This is a genomic window from Modestobacter sp. VKM Ac-2982 (assembly GCF_026967935.1).
GTDB lineage: Bacteria > Actinomycetota > Actinomycetes > Mycobacteriales > Geodermatophilaceae > Modestobacter.
The window spans coordinates 1,380,011-1,402,086 of the sequence record NZ_JAPVBL010000001.1; the positions used below are offsets into that span (position 1 = coordinate 1,380,011).

Sequence of the window (22,076 nt, forward strand, 5' to 3'; positions counted from 1 at the left end):
TGATGACGTGACCGAGGCCCCGGAGCCGGTGGTGCGGGAGACCGTCGTTCCCGAGGCGGCGGTGCCCGAGGTGGCGGTGCCCGAGGCCGAAGCGGCGGACGTCGGGAGTTCGGTGGCCGAGGTGTCGAAGGTGGAGGTGTCCGAGGTCGAGGTGCCCGAGGTGCCCGACCTGGCCCGCCCGGTCGCCGACGAGTCCGCGGGCCATCCAGCCACCGGCCACGCAGCGACCGGACAGGGGACGGCCGACGACGCCCCGTGGGACGAGGCCTGGCTGCCGCAGTGGGTCCACGCCGGGCTGGTGACGGACGGCGTGGTGCCGACCGAGGACTCCGACGTCCCCTCTGGGCCGGCCCACGAGCGCCTGCTGCCGCTCGACCGGGAGGACCTGGCCCCGTGGGCGTCCGCCGAGCTGGGCACGGACCGGCACGAGGCCGCCTCGACCGCCGGGGACGACCAGGAGCAGCTCGCTGCCTGGGCCGCTGACATCGCAGCTGCGGAGGCACTGGCCACCGCCGCTGCCGGCACCCGCGTCGCTGCAGCCGAGGCACCTCCGGCGGTCCGTACCCCGCCGAGCCCTGCCCGTCGGCGGCGGTACCGCGTCCTGCTCCCGGCGGCGGTGCTCGTCCTGGCGGGGGTCGTGGCCGGCTTCACCCTGCCCGGGGGGCCGGACGGTGCGGAGCCCTCGGTCGCGGCCGTGCAGCGGGACACCGACCAGCGGGCTGCGCCGACGACGTCGAGCCGACCACCGACGGTGCGGCCGGGTGGGGTCCCTGCACCCGACGCCGGCGTCGTGGAGCCGCCCGTCGCCACGGCCCCGACCGGGTCGCCGAGCACCGCGGCGGCACCCCGCCCGCGGACCGCGTCGACCCTGTCGACCTCGGCGGTCCGGGACCGCGTGCGGCAGGTGGTGGCGCCGCGGTCTCGCGTGCAGCCCCCGGTTCCTGCCGGCTCCGCCGTGCAGCCGCGGCCGGCACCCTCGATGCGGCCTGCTCCGAACGCGACGGCACCGGACGGCCCCGCTCCGATCGTCACCGGCCCTGCCCCGACCGCCACCGACCCGGTCGGCGTACCGACGCTGCCGGACGGCGACTGCCCGGTGACTGCGCCAGAGGACAGCGAGACCCCGGACGAGGGCGCCGACGAGGGCACCGAGGACCCGGCCGCCGACGTGGCTGTCGACGTCCTGGCCGCGGCATGTGCGCCGGAGGACCCCGACCCGCAGGTCCCCGATCCGGACGCGACCGACCCGCAGACCCCCGGTCCTGGGGGCACCGACCCGCAGGTCCCCGGTCCTGGGGGCACCGACCCGCAGGTCCCCGGTCCTGGGGGCACCGACCCGGGTGATCCGCAGGTGCCCGGCGGACCCGGGGACGGGTCGCCCGGCGGGGGCGGGGCCGTGCCACCGACGGCCGCCCCCGACCCGACTCCCACCCCGACGGCGACCCCGACCCCGGCCGTGAGCTCGCCGCCGCCGCCGCCGCCGCCGCCGCCGCCGACTGTGACGACGTCCCCGACGTCCGGAGCACCGGACCCGATGGCGACGCTGGCCGAGGCCCTCGGGCGGAGCTGACGGGGGCGCGGCGTCCCACGGTTGCTCCCGGGGAGCGATGTCACCCTCCACCGAGCCACCTCCAGCGGCCCGGTGGTGGGAGCATGGACCTCGTTATGACTGCCCTGCCCCTGGTCTTCGACGCCCCCCGCCGCACCAAGCCGCCTCGGCACCTCGCCGACCTGACCCGTGCGGAGGCCCGCGCGGCGATCGTCGAGCTGGGTCAGCCGGCGTTCCGAGCCGACCAGCTGGCCCGGCACTTCTACGCCGGGGTCACCGACCCGGAGCAGATGACCGACCTGCCGGCCGCCTCCCGTGCGGAGCTGACCGGTGCGCTGCTGCCGGGGCTGCTGACCCCGGTGCGCCACCAGTCCGCCGACGGCGGCCGCACCCGCAAGACGTTGTGGCGCCTGCACGACGGGGCCCTGGTCGAGAGCGTCCTCATGCGCTACCCCGACCGCGCCACCGTCTGCATCTCCAGCCAGGCCGGCTGCGGGATGGCCTGCCCGTTCTGCGCGACCGGCCAGAGCGGCCTGACCCGCAATCTCTCCGCGGCCGAGATCATCGGCCAGGCGGTCGCCGCGGCCGCGGCGATGGCCAACGGTGAGATCCCCGGTGGCCCCGGCCGGCTGTCCAACGTCGTCTTCATGGGCATGGGCGAGCCGCTGGCCAACTACGCCCGGGTGCGCAAGACGCTCGACGCGCTGCTGACCCCGGCACCGCACGGGCTGGGCCTGGCCCAGCGCTCCGTGACCGTCTCGACGGTCGGTGTCGTCCCGGCCATCCGGAAGCTGACCGAGGAGGGGCTGAACGTGACCCTCGCGGTCAGCCTGCACGCCCCCGACGACGAGCTGCGTGACGAACTGGTGCCGATCAACACCCGCTGGAAGGTCGGCGAGGTGCTGGGCGCCGCCGACGACTTCGCCCGCCGCACCGGTCGCCGGTACTCGATCGAGTACGCGCTGATCCGGGACATCAACGACCAGCCGTTCCGGGCCGACCTGCTCGGGAAGCTGCTGGCGAAGCGGCTGGCGCACGTGAACCTGATCCCGCTCAACCCGACACCGGGCAGCAAGTGGGACGCCAGTCCGCTGCCTGCCCAGCGGGAGTTCGTCGCCCGGCTGCGCGCCGCGGGGGTGCCGACCACGGTCCGCGACACCCGGGGCTCGGACATCGACGGCGCGTGCGGGCAGCTGGCCGCCGCCGACCAGGTCGACGGGGTGCCGAGCATCGCCGTCCCGGTGCCGGGCATCGAGGAGGGCGTGCCCCTCGGGGCCGAGTCGGACCAGGGCTGACCGTGCTCCCGGAGGCGGAGGCGCACGAGCACAGCCACGCCGACGTCTCCGGTGGCTGGCTGCGGGCCGCCGTCTTCGGGGCGATGGACGGCCTGGTGACCAACACCGCCCTCGTGGCCGGGGTCGGTGCCGGGGGTGCGGCGGCGCAGACGGTCGTCCTGGCCGGGGTCGCCAGCCTCGTCGCCGGGGCGATCTCGATGGCGTTGGGCGAGTACACGTCGGTGACCACCCAGAACGAGCAGCTCGAGCTGGAGGTCGCCAAGGAGCGCGGGGAGCTCGAACGCAACCCCGAGGGGGAGCGGCACGAGCTGGTCGCCCTGCTGCGCGCCGGTGGCGTCGACGACGACCTCGCCGAGCGGGTGTCGGTGCAGCTGTCCCGGGACCCGGAGACGGCGCTGCGGCTGCACGTCGTCGCGGAGGTCGGGCTGAGCCCGGAGGACACCCCGTCGCCGAAGGTGGCTGCGGTCTCCTCGTTCGTGACCTTCTCGGTGGGTGCTGCGGTGCCGCTGCTGCCCTACCTGTTCGGGCTGAGCACGCTGTGGGTGGCGCTGGTCTGCGGCGGTGTCGGTCTGGCGGTGGCCGGTGCGCTGTCCTCGCGCTTCACCCCCCGGCCCTGGTGGTGGTCGGCGCTGCGTCAGCTGCTGTTCGGAGCGTTGGCCACCGGCGCGACCTACCTGATCGGCAGTGCGATCGGCGTCGCCGTCAGCTGAGGCTCGACGAGGGGCCGCTCAGCCGGTGACCGGAACTCGCGATCGGCCCAGCGAACCACCTATCGGGAGCGCCAGGCGTTCTTCCGCCGGCGGACGTCCCACAGCAGCATGACCACGAGCGTGAGCACGAAGCCTAGGATCCAGAGGTTCTCGACCTGGCCGTCGTGGTTGCCGAACAGCAGGGCCAGCAGGGCCAGCACCATCAGCCAGCCGGTGATCCGCCCGACCCGGCCACTCTCGGCGTGCCAGCCCCAGTCTGCGGGGTGCTCGTCGTGGACGGGCGTCTCGCCCGGACGGACGATGCCCTCCTCACGTCGGGACTGCTCGACCACCCCGGCGTTCGTCTGCTGACCCTGTCCCCGGCCGCTGTGCTCACTCACTTGGCATCCTCGCTGGCGCTCGTCGCCGCGGTCGCGGCACTGCTCTGTTCGGTGTGAGGGCGCTCGGCCGCTCATCCGCCATGATGCCAGGCGCACCGATCGGGCACCTGGCGGGCGCGCGGACCGGACCCCGCGCCGGTCTGCCGCGCGGTCCGGCCGGTGCCGACGGGCGGACCGCGGCGGGCTTGGCAGGATCACGGGCATGAGCGAGCCGCGCAGCACCGAACCCCGGACGGTCACCGTGCTGGGGTCCACCGGGTCGATCGGGCGCCAGGCGATCGCCGTCGCCCGGCAGAACCCGGGACGGTTGCGGGTCACCGGGCTCGCCGCCGGCGGGGGGGACGTGGCGCTGCTGGCCGAGCAGGCCCTCTCGCTGGGCGTGCGCACCGTCGCGATCGCCCGGGCCACCGCTGCCCAGGACCTGCAGCTCGCCTTCTACGCGGCGGCCCAGCAGCGCGGCTGGGCGCAGGGGCACTACGCCCTCCCGGAGATCCTGGCCGGCCCCCGTGCCGCCGAGGAGCTGGCCGCCCGCCCGGCCGATGTCGTCCTCAACGGCATCACCGGGTCGATCGGGCTGCGGCCGACGCTCTCGGCGCTCGCCGCCGGGCGCACCGTCGCCCTGGCCAACAAGGAATCGCTGGTCGCCGGTGGCGCACTGGTGACGGCGGCGGCCGCACCCGGTCAGCTGGTGCCGGTCGACTCCGAGCACTCCGCACTCGCCCAGTGCCTGCGCGGTGGTGCGCGGGGCGAGGTGGCCCGGCTGGTGCTCACCGCCAGCGGCGGGCCGTTCCGGGGCCGCAGCGCCGCGGAGCTCGCCGGCGTCACCCGGGAACAGGCGCTGGCCCACCCCACCTGGGACATGGGCCCGGTGGTGACCATCAACTCCGCGACCCTGGTGAACAAGGGGCTGGAGCTGATCGAGGCGCACCTGCTCTTCGGCGTCCCGTACGCCGACATCGACGTGGTGGTGCACCCGCAGTCGATCGTGCACTCGATGGTGACGTTCACCGACGGGGCGACGATCGCCCAGGCCAGCCCGCCGGACATGCGGCTGCCGATCGCCCTGGCGCTGGCGTGGCCGGACCGGCTGCCGGACGTCCAGCCGGCCCTGGACTGGTCGACCGCGAGCACCTGGGAGTTCCTGCCCCTGGACGGCGAGGTCTTCCCGGCGGTCCGGCTGGCCCGGCAGGCGGGGGAGGCCGGGGGCGTCGTCCCGGCGCTCTACAACGCGGCCAACGAGGAGGCGGTCGCCGCGTTCACAGCCGGACACCTGTCGTTCCCAGCGATCGTGCAGGTGATCGCGCGTACCCTCGACGCCGCGCCGGACCTCGGCGCACCCACCTGCGTCGAGGACGTGCTGGCCGCTGAGAAGTGGGCCCGGGAGCACGCTCGCGGCGCCATCGCCGGAGGCTGAGCTGAGCGGGTTCCTCCTGACGGTCCTCGGGATCGTCGCCTTCGCCGTCGGGCTGTTGTTCAGCATCGGCTTCCACGAGTTCGGGCACTTCTACTGGGCCCGGAAGTTCGGCATGCGGGTGCCGCAGTTCTTCGTCGGCTTCGGGCCGACGGTCTGGTCCCGCCGCCGCGGGGAGACCGAGTTCGGCATCAAGGCGATCCCGCTCGGCGGCTACATCCGCATCGTCGGCATGATCCCGCCGGCCGAGGAGGGCGAGAGCAAGCGCGCCACCCGGATGCGCAGCTTCATCGCCGAGGTGCGCGGGGCGGCCCTCAACGACGTCCTGCCCACCGACCGCGGGCGGGTGTTCTACGCCAAGCCGTGGTGGCAGCGGGTGATCGTGATGTTCGCCGGCCCCTTCCACAACCTGGTGCTGGCGGTGCTGCTCTTCCTGGTCCTGCTGGTGGGCATCGGCCTGCCGACGACCACCACCACGATCGCGGACGTGCCCGACTGCGTGCTGCCGGCCGGCGCAGCCAGCGCCAGCGCGGGCGACCCCTGCGACGTGCCGATCACCCCGGCCGGCGAGCTGTGCGCCGCCGGCTCGGTGGACTGCGCCCTGCCGCCGGCCGGCCCGGCCGCGCAGGCCGGGCTGCAGGCCGGCGACACCATCCTGGCCATCGACGGTGAACCGGTCACCCAGGAACCGGGCGACGGCTGGGAGGCGCTGGTCGAGACGGTGCAGGCCAGCGCCAGCACCCCACTGACCCTGACCGTCGCCCGGCCGGACGGCGATGGTGCCGCCCAGCAGCTCGACCTCACGGTCACCCCGATCCAGAACACCGTCTACACCGACCCGGACGGGGACGGGGAGCCCGACGGCACGCAGGAGGTCGGGTACCTCGGCGTCCAGTCCGCGACGGAGTACGTCGGCCAGCCGCTGAGCTCGCTGCCGGGCTACTTCGGCACCGTGGTCGTCGAGTCGGTCCAGCGGCTGGTGCAGATCCCCGAGCGCATCCCGCAGCTGTTCCGGGCCACCTTCATGGGCGAGGAGCGCGACCGCGAGGGGCCGATCGGCCTGGTCGGGGTCAGCCGGCTGTCCGGCGAGGCGTTCGCCCTGGAGCGCTTCAGCAACGTGGACAAGCTCAGCTTCTTCGTGTCGCTGCTCGCCAGCGTCAACCTGGTGCTGTTCCTGTTCAACCTCGTGCCGCTCTACCCGCTGGACGGCGGCCACGTCGCCGGTGCCCTGTACGAGAAGGCGCGCTCGACCGTGGCGCGGCTGCGCGGGCGGCCCGATCCCGGCCCGTTCGACATCGCCCGGCTGATGCCGGTGGCCTACGTCGTGGCGGGGCTGTTCATCCTGCTGTCCGGGCTCCTGGTCATCGCCGACCTGGTCAACCCGATCACGCTCGGCTGACCGTCGCACCGACGTCACAGCGGGGTCACCGGCGGCGCCGTCGCCGGCGGTAGATACTGAGGCCATGGCGATCCCCGTCAGTCTCGGCATGCCGGCTGCGCCCCCTCCCGTCCTCGCTCCCCGACGCAAGACGCGACAGCTGGACGTGGGCGGCGTCGGGATCGGCAGCGACTCCCCGGTCAGCGTCCAGTCGATGTGCACCACCAAGACCGCCGACATCAACGCCACGCTCCAGCAGATCGCCGAGCTCACCGCCTCCGGCTGCCAGATCGTGCGGGTCGCGGTGCCCGACACCGACGACGCCGAGGCGCTGTCGATCATCGCGAGGAAGTCGCAGATCCCGGTCATCGCCGACATCCACTTCCAGCCGCGGTACGTGTTCGCCGCGATCGACGCCGGGTGCGCCGCCGTGCGGGTCAACCCGGGCAACATCAAGAAGTTCGACGACAAGGTCGGCGAGATCGCCCGGGCGGCCAAGGACGCCGGCACCCCGATCCGGATCGGGGTGAACGCCGGCTCGCTCGACAAGCGCCTGCTGGCCAAGTACGGCAAGGCCACCCCGGAGGCGCTGGTCGAGTCCGCGCTGTGGGAGTGCTCGCTGTTCGAGGAGCACGACTTCCGGGACATCAAGATCTCGGTGAAGCACAACGACCCGGTGGTCATGGTGCGCGCCTACGAGCTGCTGGCCGCCCAGTGCGACTACCCGCTGCACCTCGGCGTGACCGAGGCCGGCCCCGCCTTCCAGGGGACCATCAAGTCCGCGGTCGCCTTCGGTGCGCTGCTGTCCCAGGGGATCGGCGACACGATCCGGGTCTCCCTGTCCGCCCCGCCGGCGGAGGAGGTCAAGGTCGGCAACCAGATCCTGGAGTCGCTGAACCTGCGCCAGCGCGGCCTGGAGATCGTGAGCTGCCCCTCGTGCGGCCGGGCCCAGGTCGACGTCTACAAGCTCGCCGACGAGGTCACCGCAGGGCTGGAGGGCATGGAGGTGCCGCTGCGGGTCGCCGTCATGGGCTGCGTGGTGAACGGCCCGGGGGAGGCCCGCGAGGCCGACCTGGGCGTCGCCTCCGGCAACGGCAAGGGGCAGATCTTCGTCAAGGGCGAGGTCGTCAAGACCGTTCCCGAGTCGATGATCGTGGAGACCCTGATCGAGGAGGCCATGCGGATCGCCGAGGCGCAGACGGCCGACGGCACCCCGTCCGGTCCGCCGGTCGTCTCCGTCTCCTGACCCCGCCCGCACCGGTCGACGGAGGACAGTGGTCCGCGTGCTGCGCTCGTCGTCCCCCGCCCGGGTCCTGGACGCCGGCGACGAGGGCGCCGTCCGGGAGCTGTTGGCCACCGACCCGGTCGGCGCCTGCATGCTCGCCGGGCGGATCGAGACCCACGGCACCGCGACGGCGTCCCTGGGCGCGCCGCTGTGGGGCCTGTACGCCGGTCGCCGGCTGGACGCGGTCTGCCTGGCCGGCGCCAACCTGATCCCCTTGGCCAGGCCCGGTGCCGAGCAGGCGGCAGCGGCCGCGTTCGCCGACCGGGCCCGGCGGGCCGGGCGTCGGTGCTCGACCGTGGTCGGCCCGGCGGCGGCCGTGCTGCCGCTGTGGGAGGTGCTGGCGCCCTCGTGGGGCCCGGCGCGGGAGGTGCGCGCCCGTCAGCCGCTGCTGGCCATCTCCGGCCCCTCACAGCTCCCGGCGGAGCCGCAGGTGCGCCCGGTGCGGCCCGAGGAGCTGGACACCCTGCTGCCGGCCGCGGTCGCCATGTTCACCGAGGAGGTGGGGGTCAGCCCCACGCGGGTCGACGGCGGTGCCGGCTACCGCGCCCGGGTGGCGGAGATGGTCCGCGCGGGTCACTCGCTCGCCTGGATCGAGCGCGGTGAGGTGCTCTTCAAGGCAGACGTCGGCGCCGTCTCCCGGGACGCGTGCCAGGTGCAGGGCGTGTGGGTCTCCCCGCAGCACCGCGGGAAGGGGATCGGGCAGCGGGGCACCGCGGCGGTGGTCGAGTACGCCCGCGCGGCGATCGCCCCGGTGGTGAGCCTCTACGTCAACGACTACAACCACGCCGCGCGCGCCGTCTACGAGCGGGTCGGCTTCCAGCAGGTCGGCACGTTCGCCTCCGTCCTGTTCTAGACGTCCTGTTCCAGCCGTCCTGTGAGCCCTGGGGCTGGTGCGGCGAGGAGTTCCGGATCGGCCGCGGCCTTCTGCCAGGGTGGGGCCGTGCGCAGCCGACACGGATCCAGCAGCAGGCGCGGGGCGACCGTCCGGGGGGCGATGGCCGGAGGCACCGCGGTGCTGGTGCTCGCCCCGCTGCTGGCCGGGTGCTCCAGCGACCCCTCCGACGACGTCCGGGACGCCGCACAGGCGTTCCTCGACGACTGGGCCGCTGGCCGGGCGGACGCAGCCGCCGACCGCACCACCGACCCCGCGGCGACCGGTGCCCTGCTCGAGCAGACCGCCGAGGACCTGCCCGACGCGACCCTGACCACCGAGCTGGGCGAGTTGCAGGTCGAGGACGGCGCGGCGACCGTCGCCTGGCAGGCCACCTGGGACCTCGCCGCGGCGCCGGACTGGACCTACGACGCCACCCTGGAGCTCCAGGAGGGCGAGCAGGACGGCGAGGACCGCTGGGAGGTCGTCGCCTCCCCGGCCGTCGTCCACCCGGAGCTGGCCGACGGCCAGCACCTGGAGCTCGCCCGGTCGCTGCCGGAGCGCGCTCCGATCACCGACGGCACCGGCGCGCCGCTGTTCGTCGAGACCGAGGTGGTCGACGTCGGGGTGGACACCGGCCAGGTCACCGACCTGCCGGCGCTGGCCGCCGGGCTTGCCGCGGCGACCGGGATCCCGGCGGAGGAGATCACCGCCGACGTGCAGGCGGCGCCGGCCGGGCAGTTCGTCCCGGTGATCACCCTGCGCCGCGCGGACTTCGAGGCGATCCGCGCCCAGGTCTACGACCTGCCCGGGGCGGTCTTCCCGACCAGCACCCGGCTGCTGGCGCCTTCGTCCCGGTTCGGGCTCGCGTTGCTGGGCCGGGTCGGGGAGGCCACCGCCGAGGTGCTGGAGGGCTCCGTCGACGCCGACGACGAGCAGCGCTACGCCGCCGGGGACCGGCTGGGCCTCTCCGGCCTGCAGCGGGCCCGCCAGGAGCAGCTGGCCGGCACCCCCGGGTTCACCGTCCGGGTGGTCAGCACCGACGAGGCCCTCGAGGACCCCGGGCGGGTGGTGGGGACCGTCGAGCCCGTGCCGGGCACCCCCGTCCAGACCCCGCTGCTGCCGGCGGTCCAGAACGCCGCCGACGCCGCCGTGGCCACCCAGCCGCTCGCCACCCACCTGGTGGCGGTCCGGCCGGGCACCGGGGAGCTCCTGGCGGTCAGCTCCAACGAGGCGGCCAACCCGGTCAACGCCCTGGCCGGGCAGTTCCCGCCCGGCTCGGCCATGAAGACGATCACGGCGACGGCGCTGCTGTCGGCCGGCACGGTCGCCCCGGACACGCTCGTGCCCTGCCCGGCCACGACCACGGTCGAGGGCCGGGAGTTCGAGAACGAGGACCAGTTCGACCTCGGGACGGTGCCGATGACCGAGGCGTTCGCCCGGTCCTGCAACACCACCTTCATCCAGCAGGCCCTGACCCTCCCCGACGGTGCGCTCGCCGACGCGGCCGCCTCCTACGGGGTGGGCACCGACTGGCAGCTGCCGGTCGACGTCTTCAGCGGGGAGGTGCCGGCAGCGAGCACCGGCACCACCGAGGCCGCCGACGCGATCGGCCAGGGCCAGGTGCTGATGAGCCCGGCGCAGCTGGCGCTGGTCGCCGCCGGCATCGCCAGCGGCACCCCGGCCGTGCCCGTGGAGGTCGTCGGCGACGAGCCGGCCGGTGCGGCCCCCGCCGGGCCCGCCCCGGCCGTCCTGGACGCGCTGCGGCCGATGATGCGCCAGGTGGTGGTCAGCGGGACGGCCGCCGAACTGGCCGACCGCGGCGAGGTGTTTGGGAAGACCGGCACCGCGGAGTACGGCACGAACACCCCGCTGGACGCACACGGGTGGTTCATGGGCTACCAGCTCGGCGGCCCGCAGGGCGACATCGCCTTCGCCGTCCTGGTCGAGGCGGGGCAGTCCAGCAGCGTCGCCGTCCCGGTCGCCGACGCGTTCCTCGCCGCCCTCGGCGGCTAGGCCTCCGGCAGGCCGGGGAACGCAGTGGTGGGTGGGGTGAGGCCGGCCCGGACACGCCAGTCGACCGCCCGCAGCTCGGCGGCGCCCAGCGCCGCCACGGCGAGCTCGCGGGTGCTGCGCTCGGTCGCCTGGTCCAGCACCCACGTCCAGGCTGCGGACGACCCCTCCTCCAGCGTCACCGCCAGCGCGGCGGCGTCGACCGGGGACAGCACCGGGAAGGGCAGCGTGTACCCCGGTTCGTCGTCGACCGGCTCGACCTGCCGGGCGCTGAGCAGGGCGATCAGCTGGTCGCGGAGGTCCAGGTACGCCAGCTCGCACGCGACGACGAGGTCCCGGGACTCCAGCGGGAGCGCCGCACCGACGACCCCGTAGCCCCAGATCGCCACGCGGGCCGCGGCCAGCGCCTCCTGCAGTGCGGCGTTCTCCGGTGCGGTCGGCGACGCGGAGGGTGAGCGGGTCCCGTCAGCCATCGTCGTCCCCTCTCCCGGCGGGGTGCTCCGGAGCAGCGGTCATGCCAGCACCGTCTCCTGCCCCCGGAGGCCCGCCGCGATGCTGCCGAGCAGCGCCGCGCGGCCTCCGGTGAACTCCGGGCAGGCCGCGGCGTGTGCGGCGGCCGCAGTGCCGACGAGGCCCCGCAGCCAGGCGCGCGCCTCCGTCGGGTCGGTGGGTGCGGCGCCGCCGCTGGTCGCCGCGGCGGTCGTGCCGAGGTCCCCGGGGGCGGCTCCCCGGAGCCGGTCCAGCTGCGCGAGCGCCTGTGCGGCGAGCGGGGTCAGCGACGCGGCGAGCTCGGGGGAGGTGCTCAACGCCTGGTCGTAGGCGGTCACCACGGCCTCCTGCACCCGGACCTGGGCGGCCAGCTGGTCGACCTGCGCCGGCGTCACCGCGTCGGTCACGTCGCCGGGGGTGCCGGTGCAGCCGGCGGCGACCAGCGCGGTGCCGGCGAGGGTGGCGACCAGCAGGCTCCGTCGGGTGAAGGCGCCGGCGGCCGGGGGAGCGGGGAGGAGTCCGGACATCGCCGTCCATCCTGACAGTCCCGGGGGGCTGTCCTCGCCGAACGCACCGGCGCGGCGGTCGCCACCCGCGGGACCGGTGGTGCCGCCGGTGCGGGCGGTAGCCTGACGGTTCACGCGCAGCACGCCGGTGGCCCGTCGGGTCCGACCGGTCGGCACCGGGTCCACCTCCGGTGGGCACGTCGCGGTTCCCAGACAACAGGAGGCAGTCGGTGTCCACCCGAGGTGCCGGCACCGCGGACGTGGTGACCGCCAAGCTGACCGGCTGGGTCGAGCCCGTGGTCACCGCCGCCGGCTACGACCTGGAGGAGCTCGTCGTCCGCCCCGCCGGCCAGCGGTCGGTGGTCCGGGTCGTGATCGACCGGGACGCCGGGGTCAGCCTGGACGACGTCGCCGGGCTCAGCCGTGCACTGTCGGAGGTGCTCGACGCGCAGGACGAGGCGCTGGGCCGCTCGCCCTACGTCCTGGAGGTCACCAGCCCCGGCGTCGACCGTCCGCTCACCCTGCCGCGGCACTGGCGCCGCAACGTCGGCCGGCTGGTCAGCGTCGCCGTCGGCCCCGACTCCGGCCGGGACCAGCTGACCGGGCGGGTCCTCCGGGTCGACGACGACGGGGTCGTGCTGGCCGTGGAGAAGGGCGGCACCAAGAAGGGCCAGGTGCGCAAGGCGGTCGGCGAGCGCACCGTGCGTTGGGCCGAGCTGGGCGAGGCCCGGGTGCAGGTGGAGTTCACCCGTCCGGCCGGGCACCGGGACGCCGCGCTGGTCCACCTCGGCGACGGCACCGACGACGAGCACGACGAGGACGAGCACGACGACGAGCACCAGGACGACGAGGCGCACCAGGACGACGAGGCGCACCAGGACGACGAGGCGCACCAGGACGACGACGAGACCGACGACGAGGCGCCCGCGGGCGCCGAGCACGACCACGAGCAGGACCCGGCCGGGGACGACGCGACCGACGCGAGCGGGAGGACCGGGCGACCGGCCCCGCGCCGCGCGCCGCGGGACCCCCGGCCGCGACGAGGAGGCAACAAGTGAACATCGACGTGACGGCCCTCAAGGCGGTCGAGCGGGAGAAGGGCATCCCCGCGGACACGGTGCTGCAGGCGATCGAGACCGCCCTGGTCACCGCGTACCGGCACGCGGACGGGGCGGCCAAGCACGTGCGCGTGCAGATCGACCGCAAGAGCGGCGAGGTCGCCGTCCTGGCGCAGGAGCTGGGCCCGGACGGCGAGGTCGTGCACGAGTGGGACGACACCCCCTCCGACTTCGGCCGGATCGCGGCCAGCACCGCCAAGCAGGTGATCATCCAGCGGCTGCGGGACGCCGAGCACGAGCAGACGTTCGGTGAGTACGCCGGCAAGGAGGGCGACATCGTCAGCGGCATCGTGCAGGCGCACGACCGCCGCAACACCCAGGGCATGGTGCTGGTCGACATCGGCAAGGTGGAGGCCACCCTGCCGGCGCCCGAGCAGGTGCCCGGCGAGGACTACCGCCACGGCAGCCGGCTGAAGGCCTACGTCGTCTCGGTCGCCCGCACGTTCCGCGGTCCGCAGGTGACGCTGTCGCGCACCCACCCCAACCTGGTGCGCAAGCTCTTCGCGCTGGAGGTCCCCGAGGTCGCCGACGGCAGCGTGGAGATCGTCGCGGTGGCCCGGGAGGCCGGGCACCGGTCGAAGATCGCCGTCCGCACGAGCGTCCCCGGGCTCAACGCCAAGGGCGCCTGCATCGGTCCGATGGGCCAGCGGGTCCGCAACGTGATGAGCGACCTGCACGGCGAGAAGATCGACATCGTCGACTGGTCCGACGACGAGGCGAGCTTCGTCGCCTCCGCGTTGTCGCCCGCGCGGGTCACCAGCGCGCGGGTGGTCGACCCGACCGCGCGGGCCGTACAGGTGGTGGTGCCCGACTACCAGCTGTCGCTCGCGATCGGCAAGGAGGGGCAGAACGCCCGGCTGGCCGCTCGGCTCACCGGGTGCCGCATCGACATCCGCAGTGACGCCGAGTCCACCGACGGCGCTGCCCCGGTCTCCCCGGGTGTCGGGCGGGCCCCCTTGCGTCCGGGAGTGCAGGCCGGTCGGCCCGGGGCCCGCGGTCCACAGGGCGGTCAGCGGCCCCCCGTGCGACGCGCGGAACATCCCGGGCCCGCGGCGCGCTAGACTCCGTGATGGCCGATTCGTCGACGCCGGTCCGCACCTGTGTGGGGTGCCGGCGACGCGCACCGGTCACCGAGCTGTTGCGTGTCGTCGTCCGCGGCGGGGGGCTCACCCCTGACCCGCGGCGACGGCTCCCCGGCCGGGGTGCGTCCCTGCACCCCACCGCGGAGTGCCTGCAGGCAGCAGTTCGGCGCCGGGCCTTCCCGCGCGCGCTGCGCAGCAGCACGCCGCTGGAGACCGGCTCGCTCGAGGCCCACGTCCTCCGGCAGGTCAGCTGACCCGCCATGGCGCCGGTCCCGGACGGACAGCACCGAGCACCAGGCAGTGAGCACCCAGCACTGAGCGCGATCCAGTCGGACCGGCACCCGGCCGGTCCACAGTCGAGAGCAGGACGACCTCGGATGAGCAACCCGTGAAGTCGCCACGATGACCATGCACCACTGAATCAGAGGTCGAGCGGGCCAGCCGCCGGCCTCACCAGAGGAGACCCGTGCCAGGCAAGGCCCGCGTACACGAGCTCGCCAAAGAGCTCGGTATCGACAGCAAGACAGTGCTCGCCAAGCTCAAGGAGCAGGGCGAGTTCGTGAAGTCCGCCTCGTCCACCGTCGAGGCCCCGGTGGCCCGACGGCTGCGTGAGGCCTTCCCCGGCGACGGCGCCCCGAGCTCCGGTGGCGGCAACGCCTCTGGTGCCCGCCCCGGTCCCCGTCCCGGCGCACCCGGCCCTCGACCGGCCCCGCCCGTGGCGGCTGCTCCGGCCGCCCCGGCGGCTCCGGCCCCCGCAGCACCGACCCCGGCTCCGGCCGCGCCGCAGGCACCTGCCCCGCAGGCCCCTGCGGCCCGGGCTGACGTGCCGGCTCCGTCGCCGGCCCGTCCGGCTGCCCCCGGCCCGCGTCCCGGCCCCCGGCCGGCGCCGCAGCAGCCGGCGGCCGAGGCACCGGCTGCGCAGCAGCCCGCTGCCAGCGCCCCGGACCAGCAGGCTCCGGCCGCCCCGGCCCAGCCGGGCGCTCGTCCGGCTGCCCCGGCCCCGCGTCCCGCCGGTGGTGCACCGACCGGCGGCCCGGCCGCCGGTGGAGCCACTCCGGGTGCCCCGCGTCCGGCCGCTCCCGGGCCGCGGCCCGGCCCCCGTCCGGCCCCCCGGCCGGGCAACAACCCCTTCAGCAGCGCCCCGCGTCCGGCTGCCGCCGGTCCGCGTCCGGGTGGCGGTGCGCCCGGTCAGGCCGGTCCCGGTGGACCGCGTCCGGCTCCGGGTGGGCCCCGTCCGGGTGCCGGCGCCGGTGGCCCGCGCCCCGCGTCCGGTCCTGGCGGGCCCCGTCCCGCCGCCGGTCCGGGTGGACCCCGTCCCAACCCCGGCATGATGCCGCAGCGTCCGAGCCCCGGCATGATGCCGCCGCGGCCGGCCGGTGGCGGTCGCGCCGGTGGCCCTGGTGGCCCCGGCGGCGCCGCTGGTCGTGGCCGTCCGGGTGGTCCCGGCGGTGGCGGTGGCTTCCGTCCCGGTGGCGGTGGCCCCGGTGGTCCCGGTGGCGGCGCGCCGGCCGGTGGCGGTTTCCGTCCCGGTGGTGGCGGCGGTGGCCGTGGCCGTGGTCGCGGTGGCTCGGGTGCCGGCACCGCGGGTGCCTTCGGGCGTCCGGGTGGTCGCGGTCCGGTCCGTGGACGCAAGAGCAAGAAGCAGCGGCGTCAGGAGTTCGACTCCATGGCGGCGCCGAGCATGGGCGGCGTCTCGCTGCCCCGGGGCAACGGACAGACCGTCCGCCTGCCGCGTGGCGCCTCGCTGACCGACCTGGCCGAGCGGATCAACGCCGAGCCGGCTGCGCTGGTCACCGCCCTGTTCCACCTGGGCGAGATGATCACCGCGACGCAGTCGGTCAACGACGACACCCTGCAGCTGCTGGGTGCCGAGATCGGCTGGGTCATCCAGGTCGTCAGCCCGGAGGACGAGGACCGCGAGCTCCTCGACACCTTCGACCTCACCTTCGGTGACGAGGAGAGCGACGACGAGGACGACTGGGGCATCCGTCCGCCGGTCGTGACCGTCATGGGTCACGTCGACCACGGGAAGACCAAGCTCCTGGACGCGCTCCGGCACGCCAACGTGGCGGGCAAGGAGGCCGGTGGCATCACCCAGCACATCGGCGCCTACCAGATCGTCACCGAGCTCGAGGGCAACGAGCGCCCGGTCACCTTCATCGACACCCCGGGTCACGAGTCGTTCACCGCGATGCGTGCCCGCGGCGCGAAGGTCACCGACATCGTCGTCCTGGTCGTGGCCGCCGACGACGGCGTCATGCCGCAGACGGTCGAGGCGCTCAACCACGCCCAGGCCGCCGAGGTGCCGATCGTGGTCGCGGTCAACAAGATCGACAAGGAGGGGGCCAACCCCGCCAAGATCCGTCAGCAGCTCACCGAGTACGGGCTGGTGGCCGAGGAGTACGGCGGCGACACGATGTTCGTCGACGTCTCCGCGACCACCCGTCAGGGCCTGGACGACCTGCTGACCTCGATCCTGCTGACCGCCGACGCCTCGCTGGACCTGCGCGCCAACGTGGGCCAGGACCCTCAGGGTGTGGTCATCGAGGGCAAGCTGGACAAGGGTCGTGGCCCCGTCGCCACGGTGCTGGTCCAGCGCGGCACCCTGCGCCAGGGCGACTCGATCGTGGCCGGCGACGCCTACGGTCGCGTCCGGTCGCTGCTCGACGAGCACGGCAACAAGCTCAAGGAGGCCCTGCCGGCCCGTCCGGTCCAGGTCGTCGGCCTGACCTCCGTGCCGCGCGCCGGTGACACCTTCCTCGTCGTCGAGGAGGACCGGATCGCCCGGCAGATCGCCGATCGCCGTCAGGCCCGCATCCGCAACGCGCAGAACGCGTCCATGCGGAAGCGGATCAGCCTGGAGGACCTCGACGCGGCGCTCAGGGAGACCCGTCAGCTCAACCTGATCATCAAGGGCGACAACTCGGGCACCGTCGAGGCGCTCGAAGAGGCGCTGATGAAGATCGAGGTGAGCGACGACCTCACGCTGCGGGTCATCCACCGCGGCGTCGGCGGGATCACCAAGAGCGACATCGACCTGGCGCTGGCCGACGACGTCATCGTCCTGGGCTTCAACGTCCGGGCCGAGGGTCAGGCCACCGAGCTCGCCGCCCGCGAAGGCGTGGACGTCCGGTACTACACGGTCATCTACCAGGCCATCGAGGAGATCGAGTCCGCGCTCAAGGGCATGCTCAAGCCCGAGTACGAAGAGGTGCAGCTGGGCACCGCGGAGGTCCGCGAGGTCTTCCGGGTCCCGAAGATCGGCAACGTCGCCGGCTCGCTGGTGCGCAGCGGCACGATCGTCCGCAACTCCAAGGCCCGTCTCATCCGGGACGGCGCCGTGGTCGCGGACAACCTGACCGTCGAGTCGCTGCGTCGCTTCAAGGACGACGCGACCGAGGTCCGGGAGGGCTACGAGTGCGGTGTCGGGCTGGGGTCGTTCAACGACATCAAGCCCGAGGACGTCATCCAGACGTTCGAGCTGCGCGAGAAGCCGCGCGCGTGACGGGAGGACCCCGTCCTCCTCACGCCGCGCAGGCTCGGCGTGAGCCTCGGGACGGGGCCGTGATGCACTGAGCAACGGAGAGGCGGTGAGCGTGTTCACGGGCACGCTCACCGCCGACCTGTTGCTGGGCGACGTGCACTCGCTCAAGGAGAAGCGCGCCGTGGTCCGGCCGATCGTGGCCGAGCTGCGGCGCCGCTTCGCCGTGGCCGCCGCCGAGGTGGGCGACCCCGACCTGCACCGTCGTGCGCGGGTCGGGGTCGCCACCGTGGCGGGCCAGCCCGCTCAGGTGACCGACGTCCTCGACGCCTGCGAGCGGTTGCTGGCAGACCGGCCAGAGGTGACGCTGCTGTCCACGCACAGGCAGTTGTTCAGCGAGACCGACTGACGGACGAACCCTCTCGCCCCACCGCTGGGAGCCTCGCGGCGGCCCGGCGAGGGGCCGATCCACCCCACGAACCAGGAGATCCGAGATGGCCGACCCGGCCCGGGCGCGACGGCTGGCGGTGCGCATCCGCCAGATCGTCTCCGCCACGATCGAGATGCAGATCAAGGACCCCCGCCTCGGGATGGTCACCATCACCGACGCGCGGGTCACCAGTGACCTGCGCGAGGCGACGGTGTTCTACACCGTCTACGGCGACGCACAGCAGATCGAGGACTCCGCGCGGGCCCTTGCCAGCGCCACCGGTGTGCTCCGCTCCACCGTGGGCAAGCAGACCGGGATCAAGTTCGTGCCCACGCTCGCCTTCGTCGCCGACATCGTCCCGGACACCGCCCGGGAGCTGGAGGAGGCGCTGGCCCGCGTCCGGGAGGCCGACGCCGAGCTGGCACGCGCCCGGGAGGGTGCCGAGTACGCCGGCGAGCCGGACCCGTACCGCAAGCCCGCGGACGACGCGGAGGACGAGGACGCCGACGACGGCGACGACGTCGACGTCGCGACCGACGAGCCGGCGGACGCTGCTGCCGGGCGCACCGACGGCTACGCCGACGGCCGCCCCTCCGCCGCTGCCGAGCGGAACGCCTCGTGACCGGGGCCGTCGACCCGGACCCGGACGACCTGGCCGGGCAGCAGCCGGCGGCCGGGTTCGGCGGGCGGGAGGAGCCGGCCACCGGTGACCCCACCGCCGGCGGCAAGCGGGGTGACGTCGGGACGACCGACAGCATCGCGGCGGACGAGCCGGACGACGGCACGCACTACGCGGTGGGCGGCGGCAACACCGACCCCGAGCCGCAGCAGCCACCGCACGCCAGCCCGGACGGCACGTGAGCCGATGACCACCGTCTCCGCGCCCGCGGACGCGGCCGTGGAGCTGCTCGCCGCCGCGGCGGCCGCCGGACAGACCATCGTGCTGTCCGGCCACGTGCAGCCCGACGCGGACGCCCTGGGCAGCACCCTGGCGCTGGCCGAGGGGCTGCGCCGCTGTGGCGCCCGGGTGGTCACGACCTTCCCCGAGCCGTTCACGCTGCCGGCCTCGCTGGGCTGGCTCCCCGGCGCCGGGCAACTGGTCCCACCACGGACCGTGCCGGCCGACGTCGACGTCTTCGTCAGCCTGGACGCCGCCGCCCCGGGTCGCCTGGGTGACCTGGCGGCCCTGCTGACCACGGCACGGCGGTCGGTCGTCGTCGACCACCACGCCAGCAACCCGGGGTTCGGCGAGATCCGGGTGGTCGAGCCGCACGCCGCCGCCACCGTCGTGCTCGTCGCGGACCTGCTGGACGGGCTGGGCGTCGAGCTCGACGAGTCGCTGGCCACCTGCCTCTACGCGGGCCTGACGGCCGACACCGGCTCCTTCCGCTTCGGCAACACCGCACCGGGCACCCACGAGCTGGCGGCCCGGCTGCTGCGCACCGGCATCGACCACGCGGCGATCAGCCAGCGGCTGTTCGACACCGCCCCGTTCGGCTGGCTGGGACTGCTCTCGGCCGTCACCGGCCGGGCGGTGCTGGAGCGGGACGTCGGCGCCGGCCTGGTGTGGACCTGGTCGACGGCAGCCGAGGCGGGTTCCCACGGCCTGGCCGCCGACCAGCTCGAGGCCCTGGTGGACGTCGTCCGGGCCACCGCGGAGGCCGACGTCGCCTGCGTCCTCAAGGGCCAGGACGACGGCTGCTGGTCGGTCTCCCTCCGCTCGCGCGGGGCCACCGACCTGGCCCGGGTGGCGATGGCCCTCGGGGGCGGTGGTCACCGCGCAGCCGCCGGCTACACCTCGACCGGTGACCGGGAGGACACGATCGCCGCGCTCCGGCAGGAGCTGGCCCGCTGAGCAGGTCGATCCCGTCCCTGGCCGCGCCGGCGCTGGTGGTCCTCGCCGCCGAGCCGCTGTACCTGCTGGTCGACACCGCGGTGGTCGGCAACCTCGGGACGGTGAGCCTCGGCGGGCTGGCGGTCGGCGGCGGCCTGCTGGCCTACGTGGCCGCGTTGCTCAACTTCCTCGCGTACGGCACGACCGCCCGCGCAGCTCGTCGCGCCGGGGCCGGTGACCGGGCCGGCGCGGTCGCCGAGGGCGTCCAGGCGACCTGGCTGGCTCTCGGACTCGGCGTCGGGCTGGCCGCCGTCTTCCAGGTCGCGGCCGGGCCGTTGACCCGGCTGTTGGCCGGCGGCGCCGGCCCGGTCGCCGACGCCGCTGAGGAGTGGCTGCGGGTCGCCAGCCTGGGCCTGCCGCTGCTGCTGATCGCGCTGGCGGGCAACGGCTGGCTGCGTGGTGTCCAGGAGCTGCGCCGGCCGATGGGCTACGTGCTGGCCGGCAGCCTGGTCAGCCTGGTGCTGTGCCCGCTGCTGGTGCACACGGTCGGGATGGGCCTGGTCGGTTCCGCGGTGGCGAACGTGATCGGCCAGGCCGTCTCCGCGGCGCTCTTCGTGCGCGCGCTGACCCGCGAGCTGGCCGGCTCGGCCATCTCGCTGCGGCCCCGGCCGGCTGCGCTGCGCGCCCAGGTGGTGCTCGGGCGTGACCTGTTGCTGCGCGCAGCGGTGCTCCAGCTCGCCTTCGCCGCGGCCGCTGCGGTCGTGGCCCGGTCGAGCACCGCGGAGCTCGGTGCGCACCAGATCGCCCTGCAGCTGTGGCTGTTCCTCGCCCTGGTGCTGGACGCCTACGCCATCGCCGCGCAGACCCTCGTCGGCACCGCACTGGGCGCTGCCCGCCCGGCCGAGGCCCGGGCCACCGCCGGCCGGGTGGTCGGCTGGGGGCTGGGCACCGGCGTCCTGGTCGCCGTCCTGCTGCTCGCCCTGCGCCCGGTGCTGCCGCCGCTGTTCACCGACGACCCGGCCGTGCTCGCCGAGGCGGGCGTCGTGTGGTGGTTCCTGGCGCTGATGCAGCCGCTGGCCGGGGTCGTCTTCGCCCTGGACGGCGTGCTCATGGGCGCCGGTGACGTCGCCTACCTGCGCACGGTCACCGTCGGCGCAGCCCTGCTGGGGTTCGTCCCGCTGTCGCTGCTCTCCGGCTGGCTGGACTGGGGGCTGCCGGGGGTGTGGACCGGGCTGACCCTGTTCATCGTGCTGCGGCTGGTCGCGGTCGGCTGGCGGATGCGCGGCACCGCCTGGCTGGGTGAGAGCGTGGCAGCGTGAGTCCCAGGAAGCCTGATGCCGACGTCCCGCCGTCCCTGCTGCTGGTCGACAAGGCCGGCGGTATGACCTCGCACGACGTCGTCGCCCGGGCTCGGCGGGTGCTGTCGGTCCGCAAGGTGGGACACGCCGGCACGCTGGACCCGATGGCCACCGGGTTGCTGGTGCTCGGCGTGGGCTCGGCCACCCGGCTGCTCGGCCACCTCGCCGGCTCGGACAAGACCTACGAGGCCACCGTCCGGCTGGGCCAGACGACGGTCACCGACGACCGTGAGGGCGAGGTGACCGCCACCGCGTCGGCCGCCGGGGTCACCGAGGACGCCGTCCGTGCCGCGCTGGCCGGCCAGGTGGGCCCGCTGCAGCAGGTGCCGTCGTCGGTCAGCGCGGTGAAGGTCGACGGCCGGCGCTCCTACGACCGGGTGCGGGCCGGCGAGGAGTTCGAGCTGGCGGCCCGGTCGGTCACCGTGCACCGGGTCGACGTCCACGCGGTGCGCCGTCCGACCCCCGACCTGGTCGACGTCGACGTGACCGTCTGCTGCAGCACCGGGACCTACATCCGGGCGATCGCCCGGGACGTGGGCGCGGACCTCGGTGTGGGCGGCCACCTCACCGCGCTGCGCCGCACGTCCTCCGGGCCCTTCGCCACGACCGCCGCCCGCCCCGTCGAGGAGGCCGCCGGGGCGCTGGCCGGACCGGGCGGCGGGCCGGGCGTCCTGGGCCTGACCGACGCCGCCCGGGCGGTCTTCCCGGCCCGCGAGCTCACCGCGGAGGAGGCCGTCGCCCTGGGGTACGGCCAGCGGGTCCCGGCCACTGGTGCCCCCGGTCTGCACGCGGCGATCGCCCCCGACGGGCGGCTGGTCGCGCTGGTGGAGGACGCCGGGTCGGTCGCCCGGGTCACGGTCGGTTTCCCGCCCGGCTGACCTGGATG

The 22,076-nt window shown here is 74.9% G+C and carries 21 protein-coding genes and 1 pseudogene; 19 read left to right on the top strand and 3 right to left on the bottom strand.

Features of this window, described 5'->3' with window-relative positions; genetic code table 11:
• Nucleotides 1-7 precede the first annotated feature (7 nt).
• From O2W20_RS06830 to O2W20_RS06840, 3 genes are all read left to right on the top strand, one after another.
• Nucleotides 8-1,570, top strand: coding sequence for a hypothetical protein (locus O2W20_RS06830; RefSeq protein WP_269170967.1), 1,563 nt, complete (start codon nt 8-10; stop codon nt 1,568-1,570).
• 95 nt (nt 1,571-1,665) lie between these two features.
• Nucleotides 1,666-2,844 (top strand): 23S rRNA (adenine(2503)-C(2))-methyltransferase RlmN, encoded by a 1,179-nt coding sequence (gene rlmN / locus O2W20_RS06835; protein ID WP_269170968.1) that lies wholly within the window; start codon nt 1,666-1,668, stop codon nt 2,842-2,844.
• Nucleotides 2,845-2,846: 2 nt separating this feature from the next.
• Nucleotides 2,847-3,554: a VIT1/CCC1 transporter family protein gene (locus O2W20_RS06840; RefSeq protein ID WP_269170969.1), complete on the top strand. Its 708-nt coding sequence runs from the start codon at nt 2,847-2,849 to the stop codon at nt 3,552-3,554.
• A 59-nt stretch (nt 3,555-3,613) separates the two neighbouring features.
• On the opposite strand, the gene O2W20_RS06845 is transcribed toward O2W20_RS06840, so the two are convergent.
• Entirely contained in the window at nt 3,614-3,934 is a 321-nt protein-coding gene (locus O2W20_RS06845; RefSeq protein WP_269170970.1) for a DUF2631 domain-containing protein, read from the bottom strand.
• A gap of 202 nt (nt 3,935-4,136) precedes the next feature.
• Between O2W20_RS06845 and dxr the strand changes: the two genes are divergently transcribed.
• From dxr to O2W20_RS06870, 5 genes are all read left to right on the top strand, one after another.
• Nucleotides 4,137-5,348: a 1-deoxy-D-xylulose-5-phosphate reductoisomerase gene (gene dxr / locus O2W20_RS06850; RefSeq protein ID WP_269170971.1), complete on the top strand. Its 1,212-nt coding sequence runs from the start codon at nt 4,137-4,139 to the stop codon at nt 5,346-5,348.
• Between the two features lie 31 nt (nt 5,349-5,379).
• Nucleotides 5,380-6,744, top strand: a complete 1,365-nt coding sequence (locus O2W20_RS06855) for a M50 family metallopeptidase (protein ID WP_269171011.1) — start codon at nt 5,380-5,382, stop codon at nt 6,742-6,744.
• A gap of 64 nt (nt 6,745-6,808) precedes the next feature.
• Nucleotides 6,809-7,969, top strand: coding sequence for a flavodoxin-dependent (E)-4-hydroxy-3-methylbut-2-enyl-diphosphate synthase (ispG, locus tag O2W20_RS06860; protein ID WP_442928934.1), 1,161 nt, complete (start codon nt 6,809-6,811; stop codon nt 7,967-7,969).
• 37 nt (nt 7,970-8,006) lie between these two features.
• Nucleotides 8,007-8,861, top strand: a complete 855-nt coding sequence (locus O2W20_RS06865) for a GNAT family N-acetyltransferase (RefSeq protein WP_269170972.1) — start codon at nt 8,007-8,009, stop codon at nt 8,859-8,861.
• Between the two features lie 141 nt (nt 8,862-9,002).
• Entirely contained in the window at nt 9,003-10,895 is a 1,893-nt protein-coding gene (locus O2W20_RS06870) for a penicillin-binding transpeptidase domain-containing protein (protein WP_269170973.1), read from the top strand.
• Here O2W20_RS06870 and O2W20_RS06875 read toward each other — a convergent pair.
• On the bottom strand, nt 10,892-11,365 hold the full coding sequence (locus tag O2W20_RS06875) for a ferritin-like domain-containing protein (RefSeq protein ID WP_269170974.1): 474 nt from the start codon (nt 11,363-11,365) through the stop codon (nt 10,892-10,894). The two genes, O2W20_RS06870 and O2W20_RS06875, sit on opposite strands and share 4 nt — an antisense overlap.
• 39 nt (nt 11,366-11,404) lie before the next feature.
• Nucleotides 11,405-11,908, bottom strand: a complete 504-nt coding sequence (locus O2W20_RS06880) for a hypothetical protein (protein WP_269170975.1) — start codon at nt 11,906-11,908, stop codon at nt 11,405-11,407.
• 209 nt (nt 11,909-12,117) lie between these two features.
• Here O2W20_RS06880 and rimP point away from each other — a divergent pair, with 209 nt between their 5' ends.
• The 11 genes and pseudogenes from rimP to truB all read left to right on the top strand — a co-directional run bounded on the left by rimP (nt 12,118) and on the right by truB (nt 22,068).
• Entirely contained in the window at nt 12,118-12,945 is an 828-nt protein-coding gene (gene rimP / locus O2W20_RS06885; protein WP_269170976.1) for a ribosome maturation factor RimP, read from the top strand.
• Nucleotides 12,942-14,066 carry a transcription termination factor NusA gene (nusA, locus tag O2W20_RS06890; protein WP_269170977.1) on the top strand — a complete coding sequence of 375 codons (1,125 nt, stop codon included), beginning with the start codon at nt 12,942-12,944 and terminating at the stop codon, nt 14,064-14,066. Before rimP ends, nusA begins: the two co-directional genes overlap by 4 nt.
• Nucleotides 14,067-14,074: 8 nt before the next feature.
• Nucleotides 14,075-14,341, top strand: a complete 267-nt coding sequence (locus tag O2W20_RS06895; RefSeq protein ID WP_269170978.1) for a YlxR family protein — start codon at nt 14,075-14,077, stop codon at nt 14,339-14,341.
• A gap of 212 nt (nt 14,342-14,553) precedes the next feature.
• Nucleotides 14,554-14,694: pseudogene (locus tag O2W20_RS06900) on the top strand (translation initiation factor IF-2 N-terminal domain-containing protein); the annotation flags it as partial.
• A gap of 1,059 nt (nt 14,695-15,753) precedes the next feature.
• Complete coding sequence (gene infB / locus O2W20_RS06905; RefSeq protein ID WP_269171013.1) at nt 15,754-17,592, top strand: translation initiation factor IF-2; 1,839 nt, start codon at nt 15,754-15,756, stop codon at nt 17,590-17,592.
• An 85-nt stretch (nt 17,593-17,677) separates the two neighbouring features.
• The gene (locus O2W20_RS06910) at nt 17,678-17,977 is read left to right on the top strand and encodes a DUF503 domain-containing protein (protein ID WP_269170979.1); all 300 of its coding nucleotides are present in this window, start codon (nt 17,678-17,680) and stop codon (nt 17,975-17,977) included.
• A gap of 85 nt (nt 17,978-18,062) precedes the next feature.
• On the top strand, nt 18,063-18,620 hold the full coding sequence (gene rbfA, locus O2W20_RS06915) for a 30S ribosome-binding factor RbfA (RefSeq protein ID WP_269170980.1): 558 nt from the start codon (nt 18,063-18,065) through the stop codon (nt 18,618-18,620).
• Entirely contained in the window at nt 18,617-18,859 is a 243-nt protein-coding gene (locus O2W20_RS06920; RefSeq protein ID WP_269170981.1) for a hypothetical protein, read from the top strand. The genes rbfA and O2W20_RS06920 overlap by 4 nt, the downstream gene beginning before the upstream one ends.
• A 4-nt stretch (nt 18,860-18,863) precedes the next feature.
• The gene (locus tag O2W20_RS06925; protein WP_269170982.1) at nt 18,864-19,853 is read left to right on the top strand and encodes a DHH family phosphoesterase; all 990 of its coding nucleotides are present in this window, start codon (nt 18,864-18,866) and stop codon (nt 19,851-19,853) included.
• 35 nt (nt 19,854-19,888) lie between these two features.
• Nucleotides 19,889-21,151 carry an MATE family efflux transporter gene (locus O2W20_RS06930; RefSeq protein ID WP_269170983.1) on the top strand — a complete coding sequence of 421 codons (1,263 nt, stop codon included), beginning with the start codon at nt 19,889-19,891 and terminating at the stop codon, nt 21,149-21,151.
• Nucleotides 21,148-22,068 (top strand): tRNA pseudouridine(55) synthase TruB, encoded by a 921-nt coding sequence (gene truB / locus O2W20_RS06935; RefSeq protein ID WP_269170984.1) that lies wholly within the window; start codon nt 21,148-21,150, stop codon nt 22,066-22,068. The genes O2W20_RS06930 and truB overlap by 4 nt, the downstream gene beginning before the upstream one ends.
• Nucleotides 22,069-22,076 lie beyond the last annotated feature (8 nt).